A 19,744-nucleotide genomic window follows, 5' to 3' on the forward strand; every position below is an offset into this window, starting at 1 on the left:
GGCCTACTTGACGGCGATCGGGTTGACGGGGGAGCCGACCGCGCCGGTGATGGGTAGCGGGGCGGCGGTGAGCCAGAAGTCGTATCTGCGGTCCTCCGCGCAGTCCTCGGCGAGGGCTTCGAGGTCCCACATCTCGCCGATGAGCAGGCCGAGGTGGGGGATGGCGACCTGGTGCAGAGGCTGGAAGGCGTGGTCGAACTCGTTGGGCCGCACCTCGAAGCCCCAGGTGTCGGTGGCGATTCCGGCGATCTCGCTGCCGTGCAGCCAGCCGGCTGTGGTGAAGGACAGGCCGGGGGCGGGGCCCCCGGCGTAGTCGCCCCAGCCGTCGCGTCGGACCCGGGCGAGCTGGCCGGTGCGCACGAGCACGAGGTCGCCGCGGCCGACCGTGACGCCCTGGGCCTCGGCGGTGGCGGTGAGGTGTTCCTCGGTGATGGCGAAGCCGTCCGGCAGTTCGCCGTCGTCGCCGAGGGCCCGGCCGACGTCGAGGAGGACACCGCGGCCGGCGATGTGCGGGGCCATGTGCTCGATGCCGGTGACCTGGTCGCCGTCGGAGGTGACGACCTGCTCGGCGGCGCGTCCGTTCCACGCCTTGCCGTGGTCGAAGATGTGGCCGAGCCCGTCCCACTGCGTGGAGCACTGCAACGGCATGGCGATGACGTCGTCCGCGCCGCCGATGCCGTGCGGCAGACCCTGGTTGCCGAGGGCGGCGTCGGTGCCGGTGTCCAGCATGGTGTGGACGGGGTTGGTGCGCCTGCGCCAGCCCTTCTGGGGGCCGTCGATGTCGAAGCGCTGGGAGAGGGAGAAGCTCACGCCCCGCCGGATCAGCGCGGCGCCCTCGCGGCGCTTGGCCTCGTCGAGGAAGTTGAGGGTGCCGAGGACGTCGTCCTCGCCCCAGCGGCCCCAGTTGGAGTACGCCTTCGCGGCCCGCGCGACCGAGCCTGCGGGGTCGGTGCGGTCGAGGGTCATGACGTCGCCTCCGTCACGCAGCGGGTGCGCTGGGCGCCGAGTCCGGTGATGGAGCCGTCCATGACGTCGCCGTCGCGCAGCAGGCGGCCCCAGTGCATGCCGTTGCCGGCGGGGGAGCCGGTGAGCACCAGGTCGCCGGGGAGGAGCCGGGCGGTCTGGGAGGCGTAGGACACCATCCGCGCCACGTTGAAGATCATGTCCTTGGTGGACTCGTCCTGCATGGTCTCGCCGTTGAGCTTCAGCGTCAGGCGCAGGTCGTCCGGGTGGGCGATCGACGTGGCGGGCACGATCCAGGGTCCGAGCGGGGTGAAGCCGGGAGCGTTCTTGCTGCGCAGCCAGTCCGTCCCGATCTGCGGCATGTCCCGGCGGAAGACGGTGGCCCGGTCGGTGAGGTCGTTGGCGATCGTGTAGCCGGCGACGTGGGCCAGGGCCTGCTCGACGGACACCCGGTGCGCCGGGCGGCCGATGACCGCGGTCAGTTCCAGTTCCCAGTCCGGCTTTTCGGCCCAGTCGGGCAGCACGACGTCGTCATAGGGGCCGGTGATCGCGCTGGGCAGGCCGATGAAGACGTACGGCAGGTCCTCGGCGGCCCGGCGGTCCATGATCTCCGCGGCCTCGGCGCGCCGTTCCGCCTCGGGCCGTTCGTCTCCGGGCGCGCGGTGCGCGACGTGGAGGTCGATGACGTGCTGCCGGTAGTTGGCGCCGGACTGGAAGACCTGGCGGGGCTCGACGGGAGCGTGGACGTGGAGATCCGCGAGCGGTGTGCGCGCGAGTGTGTCGTCCTCGGCGAGTGCGGTGAGCCGGGGCAGTACCGCGTCCCACTGGTCGAGCAGGCCGCGCACGGTCAGGCCGGGGTCGTCGAGAGCGGGACGCAGGGCGAGGACCTGGGCGTCGGGGGTGACGATAGCGGGGAAGGCGGGGCCTTCGGGGGCGGAAAGGGTGGCCAGTGCGAAGGGTCCGGCGAAGAGGGCGGACGCGGCTTCAGGTTTCACGGACATGTCCTCCTGATTGCGGTGGCACTAATCTGGACCCGCCACCCGCGATCACGGAAATCGATTCTGTGGATAAGAACCATCTGTATGGTGAATAACCTCAGGTGGTCGCCGCAAAGCTAGGAAAGCCGCTGATGAATCTCAGTCGCCTGGACCTCAACCTCGTCGTCGCCCTGCGCGCCCTGCTGGAAGAACGCAACGTCACCCGCGCCGGGCGACGGGTCGGGCTCAGCCAGCCCGCGATGAGCGCGGCCCTGTCCCGCCTGCGCCGCCACTTCGACGACGACCTCCTCGCCCGCGTCGGCGGCCACTACGAACTCACCGCCCTGGGCCAGGTCCTCCTGGACCGCACCACCACGGCCTACGACGTGCTGGAGCGCCTCTTCGCCAGCCAGGCCGACTTCGATCCCGCCCGGGAGCAACGGGAGTTCAAGCTGATCGCGTCCGACTACGCCGTGGCGGTCTTCGGCGCCGAACTGTCCCGGGTCCTGCACGAGGAGGCGCCCGGTATCCGGCTGCGGTTCGCGCAGACCCCGACCACGGTGGTGGACGCCACCGACTCCCTGCTGAGCACGTCCGACGGTCTGCTGATGCCGCACGGGGTCATCAGCGACTTCCCGGCCACCGACCTGTTCGGGGACCGCTGGGTCTTCCTCGTCTCCGACGACCACCCCAGCGTCGAGGACCGTCTCACCCGCCAGGACCTGGCCCGCCTTCCCTGGGTCACCTACCAGCGCACCTACGACGCGCCCGCCGTGCGCCAGCTCGGGATGCTGGGCATCGAACCGCAGGTCGAGGTCTCCGTGGACAGCTTCCAGATCATTCCGCTGCTGGTCGCCGGCACCCGGCGCATCGCCCTCCTGCAAGGCCGCCTCGCCCGCCTCCTGGCACCGGTCGCGGGCGTGCGCGTGGTGGAGCCGCCGTACGAGGCGGTACCGCTGCGGGAGGCGCTGTGGTGGCACCCCGTGCACACCCACGACGCGGGCCACATCTGGCTGCGCGAGACGGCCGCGCGCGTCGGCAGGCGGATGTCCGACGAGCTGGAGGAGTGAGCGGCGGCCACCGCACGCTATCCACGCGATGGATGGCTTCCATCCGGTACGTGAATCCCGGCAGGGGTGGGCAGAGCGCTCCACGCCACGCATGCTCGGATGAGGCGCGTCGGCGCATGCCCGCTCGACGCCCCCCTCCGACCTCCGGACGACCGGTGTCTCCGGGGTCGGCTCTCCCGTATCCCCGGCCGGAGTTCCGTCGTGCCCGTTTCCCCTTTCGCGCTCTCCGCCTGTCACGCACCTCCGTTTGCGGTCACCGGGCGGGGACAGTCACCGCGGGGGAGCGGCCATGGTGGAGCGGCGTACGACCAGTTCGGGCTGGAGCACCACGTGGCGGTGCGCGTGCCCGGTTCCGTGCGCGGTGTCCTCGATGAGCAGCCGGCCGGCCTGCCGGCCCATGGCCGTGGCGGGCCGCCGCACCGAGGTGAGCGGTACGACCGCCGACGCGGCGAACTCGATGTCGTCGTAGCCGACCACCGCGATGTCGTCGGGGACTCTGAGGTCGGCCTCGTACAGGGCCTGGAGGACGCCGAGGGCCAGCAGGTCGTTGGCGCAGAAGACGGCGGTGGGCCGCTCGGGCAGGCCGAGTATGCGATGCCCGGCGTCCTTGCCCGCCGCCACGGTGAGGGCGTCGCAGGCGAGTTCCCGGAGTGCCGTGGGCGGCAGACCTGCCTCGCGCACCGCGGTGAGGGCGCCCCGGCGGCGGTCGCGTACCTGCTGGAGGCGGTCGGGTCCGCTGACGTAGGCGAGCAGGCGGTGACCGCGCTCGGCCAGGTGGCGCACCGCGGCCCGTCCGCCCGCCACGTCGTCGATGCCCACGGAGCAGGCCGCGGGCTGGGGTGCGAGCTGGTCGGCCACCACGAAGGGGACCGCGTTGCGGCGGAACGCCGAGACCGTGCGCCCGACTCCTTCGCCGGAGGTCAGGACGGCGCCGCGGACCTGGTGGGAGGTGATCAGCGACAGGTGGCGGGCGGCTTCCGCCGGGTCGTGGGCGCCGGTGCAGACCATGACGCCGAGGTCCGCTTCCCGGGCTGCCTGTTCCACTCCGGAGGCGAGCGCGGTGAAGAAGGGGTTGGCCATGTCGAGGACCATGACGGCGATCACGCGGGAGGACCATCCGCGCAGCTGCCGGGCGCCCTCGGCCCGTATGTAGCCGAGGGAGTCGATCACTTCCAGGACGCGGGATCGGGTCGTCTCGGCCACGACTTCGGGCCGGTTGAGGACGTTGGAGACGGTTCCGAGGGAGACTCCGGCTTCCCGGGCCACGTCCTTGATGCCGACCCGGGAACGTGTGCGGACGGCATGCCCCGAGAGAGCCGTCCCGCTGGGGCGGGAACGTTCGTGTTCCGCCCTTGCGGTGGCGGTCGGCTGTGGGTCCACGGCCTAGCGTTCCCGCGGCGCACCGGTGGTGGAGCGCACCACCAGGCGGGGTGTCATCGTGGTCTGCATGGCTCTGTCCCTTCGGCTTTCGACCCGCTCGACGAGCATCCGGGCGGCGGCGGAGCCCATGGTGTGTCCGGCCTGGTCCACGCTGGTGAGCTGTACGGGGGCGAGGGCCGCGAGCGCGGTGTTGTTGTAGCCGACGAGCGAGAGGTCGCGGGGGACGCGCAGGCCGAGTTCGTGCGCCGCGCGGTAGACACCGAGCGCGGCGACGTCCGCGCCGGTCATGACGGCTGTCGGCGTTCGGTCGGCCGTCAGCAGTGTCATGCCTGCTTTGAATCCGCCCTCGTCGGAGTAGGCGGCGTGGTGGACGTGCGCGTGCTCGGTGAGTCCGTGGCGTTCCATGGCGCGCAGGTAGCCCTCGGTGAGGACGGCTTCCGGGGTGCGCTTCCACTTGTTGGCCCGGGTGCCGGGGGCCGAGACCAGGGTGATGTCGCGGTGCCCGAGCGAGACCAGGTGATCCACCACCAGGTCGGCGCCGAGATCGTCGGCGTCGACGACCGCGTCGTAGGCGTCGGTGGGGTCGTGGTGGCCGATGACCACGGTGGGCGTCGAGGCGGCCGTGGCCAGCACCTCCGCGCGGGGCGTGCCCGGGGCGATGAGGATCAGTCCGTCCATCTGCCGGTCGACCAGGGAGCGGATGGTTTTGGCCTGCTCGTCGGGGTCGAAGCCGGCCGCGCCGATGAGCACGGTGTAGTCGGTGTGCCGGAGTTCGTCGCGGATGCCGTCGAGGATGTCGGCGAAGAACGCGTTGCGGACGTTGTCCAGCAGGACGCCGATGGTGTAGGTCCGTCCGCGCATGCCCCGTGCCGCGGCGTGCGGTCGGTAGTCCAGCTCGGAGATGGCGCTCTGGACCTTCTCCCGCATGGCCTCGCTGACGCCGTAGGCGTTGCGCATGACCTTGGAGACGGCGGCTGTGGAGACGCCGGCGTGCCGGGCGACATCGGTGATGGTCACGCGTTTGCTCGGCCTGGCTGCGGAAGGCCCGTCCATGGTCCACGTCCCGGGTCTAGGAATCGTTGGTGTAACGGTCTACACGTTACTCCCCACTGCTCGTCAAGTCTTCCGTACATCACCGCAGTGTTACCTGCTCGTGTCTTGACGGTAGCGGAGTAGCGGTGCAAGGTGTTGCCCACTCGGAGTGGAGAACGTTATACACGCTCCGTCGTTGCTCCTCCGTCGCCGTTCTGCCGGGTTCGTTCATCGCCCATGGCGCCCTTCCCGCATTCCAGCCCGCTCGTCATGATCTCTGGGAGTCTCCTGTGCCCCTCCGTACCTCCCGCGCCCGCCGTGCGCGTCTGAGCCTGCTCACCGCCGGCACCGCCTCGCTCGCCCTGCTCGCCACCGCGTGCGGCGGCAGCGGGGCCGGAGCCTCCTCCGCACCCAAGAACTTCGACTACCTGAGCGTCACGGAGAACTCCACCGTGAAGACGGCGCTCGGCACCCTGTCCAAGGGCGCCTGCAAGAGCGCGAACGACGCCCTGCCGCTGAAGGTGGAGACCGTTCCGCAGGCGAGCCTCGACCAGAAGCTCCAGCTGCTGGCCGGACAGGACGCGCTGCCGGTCCAGTTCGCCGCCGGCAACGCCCCCGCGCTCACCCAGGAGCTGGCCAAGTCCGGCAAGATCGCCGACCTGGAGGCGGAGCTCAAGGACCTGGGGGTGCTCGACCAGCTGGAGCCGGCCGCCGTCTCCACCATCAAGGCCCTGTACGGCGGCGAACTCCGGGTCCTGCCGTACGAGTACAACGTCGAGGGCATCTTCTACAACAAGAAGCTCTTCGCGGACAACGGCCTGAAGGTGCCCGGCACCTGGGACGAACTCGTCGACGCCGCGGCGAAGCTGGAGGCCAAGGGCGTCCAGCCGTTCTCCGCCTCCGGCCAGCAGGGCTGGCCGCTGACCCGTCTGATCAGCGGCTACCTCTACCGCAGCCTCGGCCCGGACGCCCTGCAGAAGGTCGCCGACGGCGAGGCGAAGCTGACCGACCCCGAGTACGTGAAGGCAGCCGAGGAGATCGCCGACCTCGGGAAGAAGGGCTACTTCGGCAAGGGCGTCGGGTCCATCGACTACGACACGGCCATGAACGAGTTCCTCACCGGCAAGGCCGCCATGTTCTACATGGGCAGCTGGGCGCTGGCCAACATCTCCGACGACGAGCAGAACAAGATCGGCGCGGAGAACACCGGCTTCATGCCCTTCCCGGCCGTGACCGGCGGCAAGGGCTCCGTCGACCAGTACCCCTCCAACGTCGGCCTGGGTATCACCCTGGGCGCCAAGTCCTTCGACGCCAAGACCGGTGACTGGGTCTCCTGCATCGCCAAGAACTACGGCGCCACGGGGCTGAAGGACCACGGCTCCATCTCGGGCTTCAAGGTGAACACCGAGGTCGAGGACGCCAACGAGGTCACCACGCAGGTCCGCGACACGATCAGCACCTCCAAGCAGAACGTGTTGTGGTTCGAGGCCCTGTTCAGCACCAAGGCCACCACCATCAGCCAGCAGAACGCGGCGGGCCTGGTCAGCGGCAGCAAGAGCCCCGAGCAGTTCATGCAGACCGTTCAGGACGCGCTCTCCGCCCAGTGACCGGCCGGGGGCGGCCCGCCCGCTCCTGCCCGCCCCGCCGCGCGCGGGCCGCCCCCGTCCCTCCGAAGAAAGTGGACACCACCCATGCACCGCGTCCTCGGTGACCGCAGAGCCATCGCGATCCTGCTCGGTCCCGCCCTCCTCGTCTACTCCCTGATCATGCTGGTCCCCATGGTGTGGTCGCTGGGCTACTCCTTCACCACGGGCAACGCGATCAACGGCTTCACCGGAAACGGCGTCGCCAACTTCTCCCGCCTCCTCGACGACCCCGCCGCCCGGGACGCCCTCTGGTTCACCCTCAAGTACGCCGTCGTCGTCACCGTCGGCCAGGTGATCGCCGGGTACCTGCTGGCGCTGCTCTACGTCTTCTTCCTCAAGCGCGCCTCCGGGCTCATCCGCACCCTGGTGTTCTTCCCGGTCGTCCTGCCCACCGTCGCCGTCGGCCTGCTCTTCCAGAAGCTCTTCCAGGTCGCACCGCAGACCGGGCCCGTCAACTCGCTCCTCAACGCCGTCGGAATCGACTCCGTCGACTTCTTCGGCAGCGCGGGCAGCGCCTTCTGGGTCCTGGTCGGCATGGACATCTGGCGCTCGATGGGCTTCTACGCCGTGCTGCTCTTCGCCGGCCTGGTCGACATCCCCGACGAGGTCCTGGAATCGGCACGGCTGGACGGCGCCACGGGACTCAGGCTGGTCCGGCACATCGTCCTGCCGCTCTCCCTGCCCGTCCTGCTGTCCTCGCTGATCTTCAGCATCAACGGCACCCTGAAGGTCTTCGACTCGGTCGTCGCCCTGACCAACGGAGGCCCCGGCACCGACACCACACCGCTGACCCTGTACATGTTCCAGACGTCGTTCAGCTATGGCGACTACGGCTACGGCAGCACCATCGCCCTGCTGCTGACGGTCGTGTGCCTGCTGGTGAGCCTGATCGTCTACCGCGTCTCGCGGCGCGACCTCACGGAGGGCTGAGAACCATGGCCACCACCCACACGCCCGCGAAGACCTCTGCGCCCGCCGCCGGGCAGACGCCCGCCCGAGCCCGGACCCGCCGCGCCCGCCGGGGGAACAGCATCTGGGTCAAGATCGTCGTCGGTCTCCTGCTGGTCGTCGAGGTCTATCCGATGATCTGGATGTTCCTCACCTCGCTGAAGTCCAACGACGACTACCTCAACAACTCCACCTGGTCGCTGCCCACCACCTGGGAATGGGGCAACTACACGGAGGCGTGGACCACCGGCAACATCGGCCTCTACGTCCAGAACAGCCTGCTCGCGGTCGTCCCCGCACTCGCGCTGATGCTGCTCCTCGGCACCGCCGCCGGGTTCGCCCTGCAGGTCATGGTGTGGAAGGGCCGCAGCCTCACCCTGCTGGTGTTCCTCGCGGGCATGATGGTCCCGCCGCAGATGATCCTGCTGCCCCTGTTCACGGTGTACTTCCAGACCGGCCTGTCCGGCACGCTGTGGCCGCTCATCCTCACCTACACCGGCACCGGCCTGCCGCTGACGGTCTTCATGATGGCCACCTACTACCGCAGCGTCCCCCGTGAACTGTTCGAGGCCGCCACCCTCGACGGCGCAGGCATCCTGCGCGCCTTCTGGACCATCAGCCTCCCCCTGGTGCGCAACGCCCTGCTCACCGTCGGCCTGGTGCAGTTCTTCTTCATCTGGAACGACCTGCTCATCGCGCTGACGTTCACCAACAACCAGGATCTGCGCACCATCCAGGTCGGCCTGCTGAACTTCACCGGCGACTTCGGCGCCACCCAGTACGGCCCCCTCTTCGCGGCCATCTGCATCAACGTCTTCGGCACCCTCCTGATCTACCTCTTCCTCAACCAGAAGGTCATGAAGGGCCTCACATCCGGAGCGCTCAAGGGCTGACACCGGCCCCCGCGCGGGCCGGCCGTCCTTCGGGCCCCGCCCCGAAGGACGGCTCGCCGCGCGCACCCCGCACGCTCCCGCAAGTGACCACACGTGAAAGAAGGGTCACCCCCTTGCTCCCCCCTCAGCCCTCCCCGGTCAGCTGCGAACACCTGCCGGACGGACTCGGCATCGGCGTCACCTCGCCCCGGCTGACCTGGACCCTGCCCGCCGGCACCGGCCGCCAGACCGGGTACGAACTGGAACTCGTACGCCGCGGCGACACCCACCGCACCGGACGCGTGGACAGCGCCGAGCAGGTCCTCGTGGCCTGGCCCGGCGAACCCCTGACCTCCCGGGAACGCGTCACCGTCCGCGTCCGCGTCTGGACCAGCGACACCGCCCAGGCCCTGCAGCCCTCGCAGCCCTCGCCGTGGAGCCCACCGGCCCACGTCGAAGCCGGACTGCTCCACCCCGCCGACTGGCAGGCGGTCCCCGTGGGCGCCGACTGGGCGGAAGACCCCGACGGCGAGCGCCGCCCCGCCCGTGTGCGCAAGGACTTCCACCTCCGCCGGCCCGTCACCCGCGCCCGCCTCTACGTCACCGCCCATGGCCTGTACGAGGCCGAGATCAACGGCCAACGTGTCGGCGACGAGGCTCTCGCGCCCGGCTGGACGGTCTACCCCCACCGCCTGCGCTACCGCACCCACGACGTCACCGCCCACCTCACCGACGGCGCGAACACCATCGGCGCCTGGCTCGGCGACGGCTGGTACCGCGGCAAGTACGGCTTCGACGGCGGAACCCGCAACATCTACGGCACCGACCAGTCGCTCATCGCCCAACTGGAGGTGGAGTACGACGACGGGACCACCGACGTCGTCGCCACCGACGCGACCTGGACGGCAGCACCCGGGCCGATCCTCACCAGCGGCCTGTACGAGGGGGAGACCTTCGACGCCCGCCTGCACGACCCCGCATGGGCCACGCCGTCCGCGGCCGACACGGGGAACTGGACGCCGGTCCGCACCGGGACACGCGACCCCGCCACCCTGGTCGCCCCCGTCGGCCCCCCCGTCCGCTGCACCGAGGAGATCACCCCCACCCTCACCCGCACCGGGGAGGGCCGCTACCTCCTCGACTTCCGGCAGAACCTCGTCGGCCGGCTCCGCGTCACCGCCGACGGCCCGGCCGGCACCACCCTCACCCTGCGGCACGCCGAAGTCCTCCAGGACGGCGAACTGGCCACCCGCCCGCTGCGCGAGGCGACCTCCGTCGACACACTGATCCTCTCCGGCAGCGGACCGCTCACCTGGGAACCCCGCTTCACCCTGCACGGCTTCCGCTACGCCGAGATCACCGGATGGGTGGGCGAGATGACGGCGGATCAGGTGAGCGCCCGCGTCTACCACTCGGACATGCGCCGCACCGGCTGGTTCGAGTGCAGCGACCCGCTCGTCAACCGCCTGCACGAGAACGTCGTGTGGAGCATGCGCGGCAACTTCGTCGACCTGCCCACCGACTGCCCGCAGCGCGACGAGCGCCTCGGCTGGACCGGCGACATCCAGGTCTTCACCCCCACCGCCAGTTTCCTCTACGACTGCGCCGGGCTGCTCGACTCCTGGCTCACCGACGTCGGCCTCGAACAACTCCCGGACGGCACGATCCCCTGGTACGTCCCGGTCATCCCGGGCGAGCCGATGTGGACGCCGATCCACCCCGGCGCCGCGTGGGGCGACGTCGCCACCCTCACGCCCTGGACCCTCTTCCAGCGCTTCGGCGACCGCGAACTCCTGCGCCGCCACTACCCCATGGCCAAAGCCTGGGTCGACCTGGTCGAACGCCTCGCCGGGCCCACCCGCCTGTGGGACACCGGCGTTCAACTGGGCGACTGGCTCGACCCGGCCGCCCCGCCCGACGACCCCGGCGCCGGCCGCACCGACCGCTACCTCGTCGCCACCGCCTACTTCGCCCACTCCGCCCGCCATCTGGCCCTGGCCGCGGCGGAGTTGGACGACCGCGCGGACGCCGCCCGGTACGCGGCGCTCGCCGACGAGGTCAAAGACGCCTTCCGGCGCCGCTACGTCCTGCCCTCGGCCCGCCTCACCAGCGACAGCGCCACGGCGTACGCTCTCGCCCTCGCCTTCGACCTGCTCACCCCGGAGCAGCGGGCGCCGGCCGCCGACCGCCTCGCCGAGATCGTGCTGGCCGACGGAGCGCGGATCTCCACGGGCTTCGTCGGCACCCCGCTGATCTGCGACGCCCTCACCGACAACAGTCATCTCGACGTCGCCTACCGGCTGTTGCTCCAGACCGAATGCCCCTCCTGGCTCTACACCGTCTCCATGGGCGCCACCACGATCTGGGAACGCTGGGACAGCCTGCGCCCCGACGGCACCCTCAACCCGGGCGGCATGACCAGCTTCAACCACTACGCACTCGGAGCCGTCGCCGACTGGCTGCACCGGGTCGTCGGCGGCATCACCGCCACCGCACCCGGCTACCGCCAACTCTCCTTCCGCCCCCGCCCGGGCGGCGGCATCACCTGGGCGCGGGTGCGCCACGAAACGCCGTACGGGACAGCGGTACTGTCCTGGCAGCTCACCGCGACCGGCATGACAGCCGACATCACGGTGCCGCCGGGCTGCACGGCCACAGCGGAACTGCCCGGCTGCGCACCGCTCGTCCTGGGGCCGGGGAGCCACGTCCTGGACACCGCCGAACTCGGTGCAGCGGCCTGATCCCACCGAGTACAGACAAATGGCAGCCCGACGAATAAGTGATTCGTCGGGCTGTCATTTGCATTGCGTATGCCGAGCATCCAGGCGGTCGATGCCGAGTCTGATTTCCGGCCGCTTCAATTGAAATTTCAGATTCTCTTTCAATCCGTGAGAGACGAATCCGCTGGTCAGAGCCAATTTTAAACTGCATGTTTCCGAGTATTGACCTCCGGTTGGAATAGGCCATAGTTTCCAGCCTGCCGGTGTGAGATTCACGGCTGAATACTGCTGTGCGTCGAGGGCTCGCCGTGGGATGCGGCGAGTCGGATCCCGCCGCCGGGAAGCGAGAAACCCGATCGCGATCCCCACGGGATGAGCGACCGACCGGCAGCTCGACGAGCCCCATCGAGCCGGGGCCGGCCGTGACCTGACCCCTCGGCCGGCCCCACCCCCAACCCGCGGCGGCGCACCGTGCCGCCATGTCAGTCCGGAGAGCCGCTGTGAACCGACGAACGTTCCTATCCGCCGCAGCCTTCACGGCCCTTGCCGCGAGCATGGCCCCCGCCGTCACCGGCAGCGCGGTCGCCGCGCCCAGTTCCACCGCGCAGGACCGGGCCGCCGCACTCCTCGCCCGGATGACGGCGGCCGAGAAGGAAGCCCTCGTGCGCTGCGACTTCACAGCCGTCGCCCACCTGGGCATCCCGGCCCTCGCCATGGTCGACGCCTCGGCGGGGCTGCGCGGGGAGACCGGCGTCACCGCCTTCCCCGTCCCCGTGGCCCAGGCGGCCACCTTCGACGAGGGGCTCGCCGGCCGGATCGGAACGGCCATCGGCACCGAAGCACGAGGCAAGGGCTACAACAACGCCCTCGGGCCCACCATCGACCTCACCCGAACCTGGCACTTCGGCCGCCAGGCCGAAGCCATGGGCGAGGACCCCGTCCTGGCGGGACGCCTGGGCGCGGCCCTGACCGTGGCCCTCCAGAACCAGCACGTGGTGGCCACCGTCAAGCACTTCGCGGGCTACACGCAGGAGGTCAACCGCTTCTTCACCGACACCCTGGTCTCCGACCGCGCCCTGCACGAGTACTACCAGGCGCCCTTCCGGCGGGTGATCGCCGCCGCCCCCGCCACCTCCGTGATGATGGCCTACCCGAAGATCAACGGCACGTTCGCCACCCGGAACGCCGGCCTGTTCGACGACCTCAAGAAGGGGATGGGCCTCCAGGGCTACACCGTCCCCGACTTCTGGGCCGGCGACGACCAGGTCGCCGCCGCCCGTGCGGGCATGGACCTCGCGGGTCTCGGCCCCGGCGGCGTCCAGATCCCGGCGGGTTCCCTCACCGGCGGCGCGATACCTGCAGCCCGGCTGGACGACGCCGCCCGGCGCATCCTCCTCACCCTGTTCGCGAACGGCCTCTTCGACCACCCGGTCCCCGCGCCCGCGGACAACGTGAGCACCCCGGCACACAAGGAACTCGCGCACGAGGCCGCCGTCGCCTCCACGGTGCTCCTGGCCAACCGTGCCGCGGCCCTGCCCCTCACCGGCAAGGTGAAGTCGCTCGCGGTCATCGGCCCGGCCGGAACCGACACCTACACCGGCGTGTCCGGCTCCACCTACGTCACCCCCGGCACCTGGACCACCCCCCTGGAGGCGATCCGGGCCCGCGCGGGAAGCACGGTGAAGGTGACGCACGCCCAGGGCACCCAGGGCGACATCCCCCTCACCACAGTCCCCTCCACCGTCCTGCGCACCCCCACCGGAACGGCCGGACTGACGGCCGCCTTCCACGCCGGCGCCGACGGCACCGGCACGCCGCTCACGACCCGCACCGACACCACCGTCGACTTCACCAGCGCCCCCGTCGAGGGCCTGCCGCAGGTGTGGTCGGCCAAGTGGACCGGCACGCTGACCCCGACCACCACCGGCCTGCACCGCTTCTCCCTGCTGCCCTCGGGAACCACCTCGCTGAAGATCGACGGCAGGACCGTCGTCTCCGGCACCCGGCAGATGGCCCGCTTCTTCCTCGGCCCCTTCGACTACCCCCTCCAGGGAACCGCCGAACTGACCGCCGGGCGCGCCGTCAGCGTGGAGATCACCTACACCAACGCCACCGCGGAGCCCGGCACTTGCGGCCTGTCCTTCGGCTGGCAGCCCCAGTCCCTCATCCCTGCCGCGGTGACCGCGGCACGCGCGGCCGACGCCGCCGTCGTCATCGTCAACCGGGTCGCCGGCGAGGGCATGGACCACACGGACTACTCCCTGCCCGGAGACCAGGACCAGCTCATCCGCGCCGTCGCCGCCGCCAACCCGCGCACCATCGTCGTACTCAACACCGACGGCCCCGTCGCCACCCCGTGGCTCGACGACGTGGAGGCTGTGATCCAGGCCTGGTACGCGGGCCGCGCGGCCGGCACCGCCCTGGCCGCCGTCCTGTTCGGAGACAGCGACCCGTCCGGCCGCCTCCCGGTCACCTTCCCCGCCGACCCCACCCAGGGCCCCGGCACCACCCCCGCCACCTACCCCGGCACGAACGCCACCGTCTCCTACGACGAGGGCACCGCCGTCGGCTACCGCTTCTACGACACCAGGAAGCAGGAACCCCGCTTCCCCTTCGGCCACGGCCTGTCCTACACCACCTTCGCCCACGGCTCCCTGGAAGCGACCTACGACGCGGCAGCCCAGCAGGTCAACCTCGCGGTCACCGTCACCAACACCGGACAACGCCAGGGCACCGACGTCCTCCAGGTGTACGCCACGCTCCCCGCCTCCGCGGCGGCCGAACCCCGCCGCCTGGTCGCCTTCCAGAAGGTCACACTCCCCGCCTCCGGAACGAAGCGCATCAGCCTGAAGATCCCCGCCCAGGACCTCAAGATCTGGAAGTCGGGGGCGATGACCCTCACCCCGGGCTCCTACACCTTCGCGACGGCCCGTTCCTCCCGCGCGATCACCGCCCAGCGCGTCCTCACACTCGCCTGACCACCGCAGCCCCCTCAAGCCGTCGGCGGTCCGTGCGTCTCCGTCACCCCCTGCGCTGATGTCACACGGACCGCCGGCGGTCGCCCGCTCCGCCCACGCAACCCATCCATCCGAGCCCCTACTTCCCGCCGGGAGTCCGTCCGTGAGACGCACCTCGAACCTGCTCGGCCTCACCCTCACCCTCGCCCTCTGCACCACGACGACAGCCGCATGCGGCCCCTTCGACGCCTCGGAGAGCGGACCGGTCGAGCTGTCCGTCAGGGCGAGCGTCACCGACAAGTCCGCCATGGACGCCGTCGTCGCCGACTTCCACCGCCTCAACCCGGACATCGACGTCACGGTCGCTTACGACGACGCCGACACCCTCCAGAAGGAGCTGCCGGCCGAACTCCGCACCGGAGAGGGCCCTGACGTCTTCACGGTCTGGCCCGGCAGCGGAAACCCCGCCTCCGTCAGGGCACTGGAGCACGACGGCCTCCTGGAGAACCTCAGCCTCCGCCGCTTCAGCCTCACGATGCCCGAGGGCGTCGTACCGGTGACCGACATCGACGGCGGCACCTTCGCCGTGCCGGTCACGTTCAGCGGCATCGGAGCCGTCTTCTCCATGGAGGCACTGGACGCCATCGACGGCGTGCCGCCACGGACCTGGACCGAACTGCTGTCGCTGTGCGACACGGCCCGCGAACACGGCAAGGTCCTTCTCGCCCTGGGAAACGCCACCCCCTGGGTCACCCAGCTCATCACCTACGCCCTGGTCGCGACGACCGTCTACGCCGACGACCCGGACTTCGACCTGAACATGGAACTCGGCAAGGAGACCTTCGCCGGCTCCGGCTGGCGAGCGGCGCTGAGCAAGTACATGGACATGGAGGACCAAGGCTGCTTCAACCCCGACCCCTTGGACACGACGTACGAGGAGACCCTCGACCAGGTGGCCACGGGCCGGGCCGTGGGCGTGGTCCAGGTCGCCGGCGTACTGTCCGAACTGCGCGCCGCGGCCCCTGACCTGACCCTGCGTATGACCGCGCTGCCGGCCACTGACGACCCGGACGCCACTTGGATGCCGGGCGCGGTCTCCGCCGCCTACGGCCTCAATCCCGACACATCCCACCGCGCGGAAGCCCTCGCCTTCGTCGACTTCCTGGGATCCGCACGCGGCCAGAACCTCTACAACCGTTCCGGCTCCACCCTGCCCGCCATCCCCAACGCCTCCTTCACCGTCGACCCCGCGATCCAGGAGGTCGCGGAACGGCAGAAGGCCGGTACCACCGTCCCGTTCATGGACCAGCGCTGGCCGAACTCAGCAGTCCAGCAGACCCATTTCACCCAGATCCAGGGCCTCTTCGAGGGGACCACGGACATCGACGCCACCTTGGCCGCTCTCGACCGGGCCTATCGCAAGCGCGCCTGACTCAGCGGCGGCGGTCCGCTCACCGAGGCTCAGTCGAAGGCTACTTGAGGGTATGGCGACGTCGGGCCCACAAGGGCAGGACCAGCCAGCACAGCATGGACCAGAGGGTCATGGCCGCGACCAGCCAGGGTGACCGTCACGACGTAGATGGCCTGGTCCGCGTCGCTCAGATCCGCGTAGCGCGGTGTGAAGACGACCGTGAGCAGGAAGCCGAAGAGGATCTGCACGCCCATCTGGGCGACGCGGATCTCCTGGATGAGGTCGCTCCACATCCGGTCCGCGCGTTCGTCCTCGGATGCGATTCGCCCTTCGCGGTGGTTGGGCCGACCGGTTGAAGAGTCACCATCCCTCCTGTTCTGAACGGCCGAGCGTCTCCGCTTCCGGGTTCGTCAGTCGAAGTACGACCGGAGCGAGCCGTGGTGCCTGATGTCGAGGGTCGCGCAGTGGAAGGAACCACCGAAGGGCGCGTAGTGCAGCAGACTGCTCGGGAGGGGTTCGAAACCCCATCGTTCCAGCGCGCGCAACATGCCGGTGTGGTGACGTTCGGCGATCACTCGTTTCTCGTCGAGCATGAGGACGGCCCGGTAGGCGTGAGTCGTGCTTGGTTCGGGCCTCTGCACTGCTGTCATCCTCATCGGCTTCCGGTTAAGGAACCAGCCGCCTGCTCGGTGCGAGCGCAGGCGCTGCCTGCAATACGCCCCTCCGTGATTCGGATCGTCCGAGTACCCCAGTGAGCGCTTCCCATCCATGAGTCGGCCAGTCCGTGACCGGGCTCAGGGCAACCGCGGGCTCAGTCTGCCTGCTCCATCCAGACGATCTGGTCGTAGCGGTCCACCTTCGTGTCCGTCCGGTGGACCAGCCAGTAGGACTCGATGCCGTTGCCGTCGTGGAAGTGGCCGAAAAGCCGCCAGGCGGCGACCTTCCGGAGCACTTCGTCGCTGAAGTCCCAGTTCCAGTCGTCCCCGAGATCGACCAGGTCCAGCTCCGGCGGATCCTGGGCCATGCTGAGCAGCGAGCCACCGAGTTGCAGTGAACTCTCGGAGGGCACGTAGGACTCACCCAGCAGCTCCATAGGCCCAACGCACCGACGGTACTCCTCCATCGCTTCTTCGAGGGCCGGGTGCGTCTCCCTGGGATGGAGGTCCTCAGAGTGCGCCCACCACTCGGGGTGGGTCCACGCGGCATAGCCGTGGAGGTCTCGCGGAGAACGACGGCAGTTCGCTCATCGTGATCGACATGATCAATACCTACGATCACGAAGACGCCGAGCTGCTGGCGGCCGCGGCCGCGAAGGTCGTGCCGGTTCTGGCGGAGCTGATCGGCCGGGCCCGGGACGCGGGCGCTCCGGTGATCTACGTCAACGACAACTTCGGCGCCTGGCGCTCGCACCACGGTGAACTCGTCGAGACCGCGCTCACCCACCCGCACGCCGACCTCGTCGAGCCGATCCGGCCGGACGACGCCTCCCTCTTCGTCGTCAAGACCCGGCACTCGATCTTCCATGACACGCCCCTGTCGTATCTGCTGTGGCAGCTGGGCGTGGGCACGGTGGTGCTGACCGGGCAGGTCACCGAGCAGTGCGTCCTGTACTCCGCCCTGGACGCGCACATCCGCCACTTCGACGTCACCGTGCCGAGGGACGCGGTCGCCGCCATCCATCCGCGGCTGGGGTTCGCGGCGCTGGAGATGATGGAGCGCAACATGGGCGCCCGGATCGTCGATGCGAGTGACGTGGATTTCCGGGGTACCCGTCGGCCACTGGCCGAGGAATGAGTTCGGTCTTCGACGGGATACCGCAGGCGCCGGCCGACGGCGCCCTGTGACGGTTCCCACCGCGCACGACACACGGCACACCACCCAACTCCGGAAGGTTGTCCACCATGTCGACGACGGTCGCCGACTACATCCTCCAACGTCTGCGTGAATGGGACGTCGAACACGTTTTCGCCTACCCGGGAGACGGCATCAACGGGCTGCTCGCGGCCTGGGGGCGGGCCGACAACGAGCCCAGGTTCATCCAGTCCCGTCACGAGGAGATGTCCGCCTTCCAGGCCGTCGGGTACGCCAAGTTCTCCGGCCGGGTCGGTGTCTGCGCCGCCACCTCCGGGCCCGGCGCCATCCACCTCCTCAACGGCCTGTACGACGCCAAACTCGACCACGTTCCGGTGGTGGCGATCGTCGGCCAGACCGACCGCAGCGCCATGGGCGGCTCATATCAGCAGGAGATCGATCTGCTCTCCCTGTACAAGGACGTCGCCTCGGACTTCTGCGAGATGGTGACCGTGCCCGAGCAGCTCCCCAACGTCCTGGACCGGGCGCTGCGCACCGCCATGGCCAGCCGCTCGGTGACCGCCGTGATCATTCCGGCCGACGTGCAGGAACTGGACTACTCGCCGCCCGAGCACGCCTTCAAGATGGTTCCCTCCAGCCTCGGCATGCCGCACTACGCCCCGGTGCCCGACGACGACGACCTCCAGCGGGCCGCGGACGTCCTCAACTCCGGCGGACAGCCGGCGATCCTGATCGGCCAGGGCGCTCGCGGAGCCCGGGCGGAGGTGCTGGAGGTCGCCGACCGGATCGGCGCCGGCATCGCCAAGGCGCTGCTCGGCAAGGACGCGCTCGACGACGACCTGCCCCACGTCACCGGCGCGATCGGCCTCCTCGGCACCCGGCCGTCGTACGAGATGATGCGGGACTGCGACACCCTGCTCGTCATCGGTTCCTCCTTCCCCTACAGCCAGTTCCTGCCCGACTTCGGCAAGGCGCGGGCCGTGCAGATCGACATCGACCCCCACATGGTCGGGCTGCGCTATCCCTTCGAGGTCAATCTGGTCGGAGACGCGGCGCTGACCCTGCGCCGTCTGCTGCCGCTGCTGGAACAGGTGGAGGATCCCGCCTGGCGCCGGAAGATCGAGGACAATGTCACCCGCTGGTGGGAGGTGATGGACCGGCGGGCCCACGTCGAGGCCGAGCCGATCAACCCGGAGTACGTCACCCACACACTGAGCGCACGGCTCCCGGACGACGTCATCCTGACCGCCGACTCCGGCTCCGCGGCCAACTGGTACGCCCGGCATCTGAAGCTGCGCGGAGCCATGCGGGGCTCGCTGTCCGGCACCCTGGCCACCATGGGGCCGGGCGTGCCCTACGCCATCGGCGCCAAGTTCGCGCACGGCGACCGGCCCGCGCTGGCCCTGGTCGGCGACGGTGCGATGCAGATGAACGGCCTGGCGGAACTCATCACCATCGCCAAGTACTGGAAGGAGTGGCAGGATCCGCGGCTGATCGTCGCCATTTTCAACAACCGGGACCTCAACCAGGTGACCTGGGAGATGCGTGCGATGCAGGGCGCCCCGCAGTTCCTCCCCTCGCAGTCCCTGCCCGACGTCGGGTACGCCGACTTCGCTCGGTCGCTCGGCCTGGACGGCATGCGGATCGAGAGGCCGGACGCGGTGGCCGGTGCCTGGGAATCCGCGCTCGCCGCGGACCGGCCCTGCGTGCTCGACTTCGTGACCGACCCCGCCGTACCGCCGATCCCGCCGCACGCCACCCTCGACCAGATCGAGGCCGCCGCCTCGGCCGTCATCAAGGGCGACAGCGACCGGGCGGACATGGTCCGGCAGGGCTTCAAGGCCAAGTTGCAGGACTTCCTGCCCGGCGGCCACCATTGAGGAACGTCCGGGCTCACAGCGCCCGGGCCCACAGCGCCCCGGTCGACGCGTGACCCGGTCCGAACAGCCCCTGGAG

General features: G+C 70.0%; 14 protein-coding genes and 2 pseudogenes. 9 read left to right on the forward strand and 7 right to left on the reverse strand.

The genetic code is table 11. The features are described 5' to 3' along the window. Window positions 1-3: 3 nt before the first annotated feature. Entirely contained in the window at window positions 4-966 is a 963-nt protein-coding gene (locus AB0E07_RS10250) for a cyclase family protein (RefSeq protein ID WP_362248200.1), read from the reverse strand. Then, a complete protein-coding gene (locus tag AB0E07_RS10255; RefSeq protein WP_362248202.1) occupies window positions 963-1,964 on the reverse strand; it encodes a fumarylacetoacetate hydrolase family protein in 1,002 nt (333 codons plus the stop codon). Before AB0E07_RS10255 ends, AB0E07_RS10250 begins: the two co-directional genes overlap by 4 nt. 128 nt (window positions 1,965-2,092) lie before the next feature. Between AB0E07_RS10255 and AB0E07_RS10260 the strand changes: the two genes are divergently transcribed. Beyond that, entirely contained in the window at window positions 2,093-3,010 is a 918-nt protein-coding gene (locus tag AB0E07_RS10260) for a LysR family transcriptional regulator (RefSeq protein WP_362248204.1), read from the forward strand. 270 nt (window positions 3,011-3,280) lie between these two features. On the opposite strand, the gene AB0E07_RS10265 is transcribed toward AB0E07_RS10260, so the two are convergent. After that, window positions 3,281-4,276 (reverse strand): LacI family DNA-binding transcriptional regulator, encoded by a 996-nt coding sequence (locus tag AB0E07_RS10265; RefSeq protein WP_362248206.1) that lies wholly within the window; start codon window positions 4,274-4,276, stop codon window positions 3,281-3,283. 117 nt (window positions 4,277-4,393) lie between these two features. Further along, complete coding sequence (locus AB0E07_RS10270) at window positions 4,394-5,407, reverse strand: LacI family DNA-binding transcriptional regulator (RefSeq protein ID WP_362248208.1); 1,014 nt, start codon at window positions 5,405-5,407, stop codon at window positions 4,394-4,396. 305 nt (window positions 5,408-5,712) lie between these two features. Between AB0E07_RS10270 and AB0E07_RS10275 the strand changes: the two genes are divergently transcribed. The 6 genes from AB0E07_RS10275 to AB0E07_RS10300 all read left to right on the forward strand — a co-directional run bounded on the left by AB0E07_RS10275 (window position 5,713) and on the right by AB0E07_RS10300 (window position 15,997). Further along, a complete protein-coding gene (locus tag AB0E07_RS10275; RefSeq protein WP_362248210.1) occupies window positions 5,713-7,029 on the forward strand; it encodes an extracellular solute-binding protein in 1,317 nt (438 codons plus the stop codon). An 84-nt stretch (window positions 7,030-7,113) separates the two neighbouring features. Next, a complete protein-coding gene (locus tag AB0E07_RS10280; protein WP_362248212.1) occupies window positions 7,114-7,998 on the forward strand; it encodes a sugar ABC transporter permease in 885 nt (294 codons plus the stop codon). A 5-nt stretch (window positions 7,999-8,003) separates the two neighbouring features. Continuing rightward, window positions 8,004-8,909 carry a carbohydrate ABC transporter permease gene (locus tag AB0E07_RS10285; RefSeq protein ID WP_362248214.1) on the forward strand — a complete coding sequence of 302 codons (906 nt, stop codon included), beginning with the start codon at window positions 8,004-8,006 and terminating at the stop codon, window positions 8,907-8,909. A 113-nt stretch (window positions 8,910-9,022) separates the two neighbouring features. Next, window positions 9,023-11,629, forward strand: a complete 2,607-nt coding sequence (locus tag AB0E07_RS10290) for a family 78 glycoside hydrolase catalytic domain (protein WP_362248215.1) — start codon at window positions 9,023-9,025, stop codon at window positions 11,627-11,629. Window positions 11,630-12,162: 533 nt separating this feature from the next. After that, on the forward strand, window positions 12,163-14,586 hold the full coding sequence (locus AB0E07_RS10295; protein ID WP_362248217.1) for a glycoside hydrolase family 3 C-terminal domain-containing protein: 2,424 nt from the start codon (window positions 12,163-12,165) through the stop codon (window positions 14,584-14,586). 142 nt (window positions 14,587-14,728) lie between these two features. Beyond that, entirely contained in the window at window positions 14,729-15,997 is a 1,269-nt protein-coding gene (locus tag AB0E07_RS10300; RefSeq protein WP_362248219.1) for an extracellular solute-binding protein, read from the forward strand. Between the two features lie 40 nt (window positions 15,998-16,037). On the opposite strand, the pseudogene AB0E07_RS10305 reads toward AB0E07_RS10300, so the two are convergent. From AB0E07_RS10305 to AB0E07_RS10315, 3 genes and pseudogenes are all read right to left on the reverse strand, one after another. Next, window positions 16,038-16,269: pseudogene (locus tag AB0E07_RS10305) on the reverse strand (DUF6328 family protein). A gap of 117 nt (window positions 16,270-16,386) precedes the next feature. Further along, window positions 16,387-16,575 (reverse strand): annotated as a pseudogene (locus AB0E07_RS10310) (amidinotransferase); the annotation flags it as partial. A 212-nt stretch (window positions 16,576-16,787) separates the two neighbouring features. Next, on the reverse strand, window positions 16,788-17,069 hold the full coding sequence (locus AB0E07_RS10315) for a hypothetical protein (protein WP_362248221.1): 282 nt from the start codon (window positions 17,067-17,069) through the stop codon (window positions 16,788-16,790). A 155-nt stretch (window positions 17,070-17,224) separates the two neighbouring features. Between AB0E07_RS10315 and AB0E07_RS10320 the strand changes: the two genes are divergently transcribed. Then, the gene (locus AB0E07_RS10320; RefSeq protein ID WP_362248223.1) at window positions 17,225-17,770 is read left to right on the forward strand and encodes an isochorismatase family cysteine hydrolase; all 546 of its coding nucleotides are present in this window, start codon (window positions 17,225-17,227) and stop codon (window positions 17,768-17,770) included. A gap of 107 nt (window positions 17,771-17,877) precedes the next feature. Next, a complete protein-coding gene (locus AB0E07_RS10325) occupies window positions 17,878-19,668 on the forward strand; it encodes a thiamine pyrophosphate-requiring protein (protein ID WP_362248225.1) in 1,791 nt (596 codons plus the stop codon). Window positions 19,669-19,744 lie beyond the last annotated feature (76 nt).

Source organism: Streptomyces sp. NPDC048002, from assembly GCF_040653275.1.
Lineage (GTDB): Bacteria > Actinomycetota > Actinomycetes > Streptomycetales > Streptomycetaceae > Streptomyces.

Excerpts from the sequence above, each read along its gene's own strand:
- AB0E07_RS10250 (WP_362248200.1), bottom strand. The coding sequence starts at position 966 with ATGACCCTCGACCGCACCGACCCCGCAGGCTCGGTCGCGCGGGCCGCG.
- AB0E07_RS10255 (WP_362248202.1), bottom strand. The coding sequence starts at position 1,964 with ATGTCCGTGAAACCTGAAGCCGCGTCCGCCCTCTTCGCCGGACCCTTC.
- AB0E07_RS10260 (WP_362248204.1), top strand. The coding sequence starts at position 2,093 with ATGAATCTCAGTCGCCTGGACCTCAACCTCGTCGTCGCCCTGCGCGCC.
- AB0E07_RS10280 (WP_362248212.1), top strand. The coding sequence starts at position 7,114 with ATGCACCGCGTCCTCGGTGACCGCAGAGCCATCGCGATCCTGCTCGGT.
- AB0E07_RS10285 (WP_362248214.1), top strand. The coding sequence starts at position 8,004 with ATGGCCACCACCCACACGCCCGCGAAGACCTCTGCGCCCGCCGCCGGG.
- AB0E07_RS10295 (WP_362248217.1), top strand. The coding sequence starts at position 12,163 with ATGGCCCCCGCCGTCACCGGCAGCGCGGTCGCCGCGCCCAGTTCCACC.
- AB0E07_RS10315 (WP_362248221.1), bottom strand. The coding sequence starts at position 17,069 with ATGGAGCTGCTGGGTGAGTCCTACGTGCCCTCCGAGAGTTCACTGCAA.
- AB0E07_RS10325 (WP_362248225.1), top strand. The coding sequence starts at position 17,878 with ATGTCGACGACGGTCGCCGACTACATCCTCCAACGTCTGCGTGAATGG.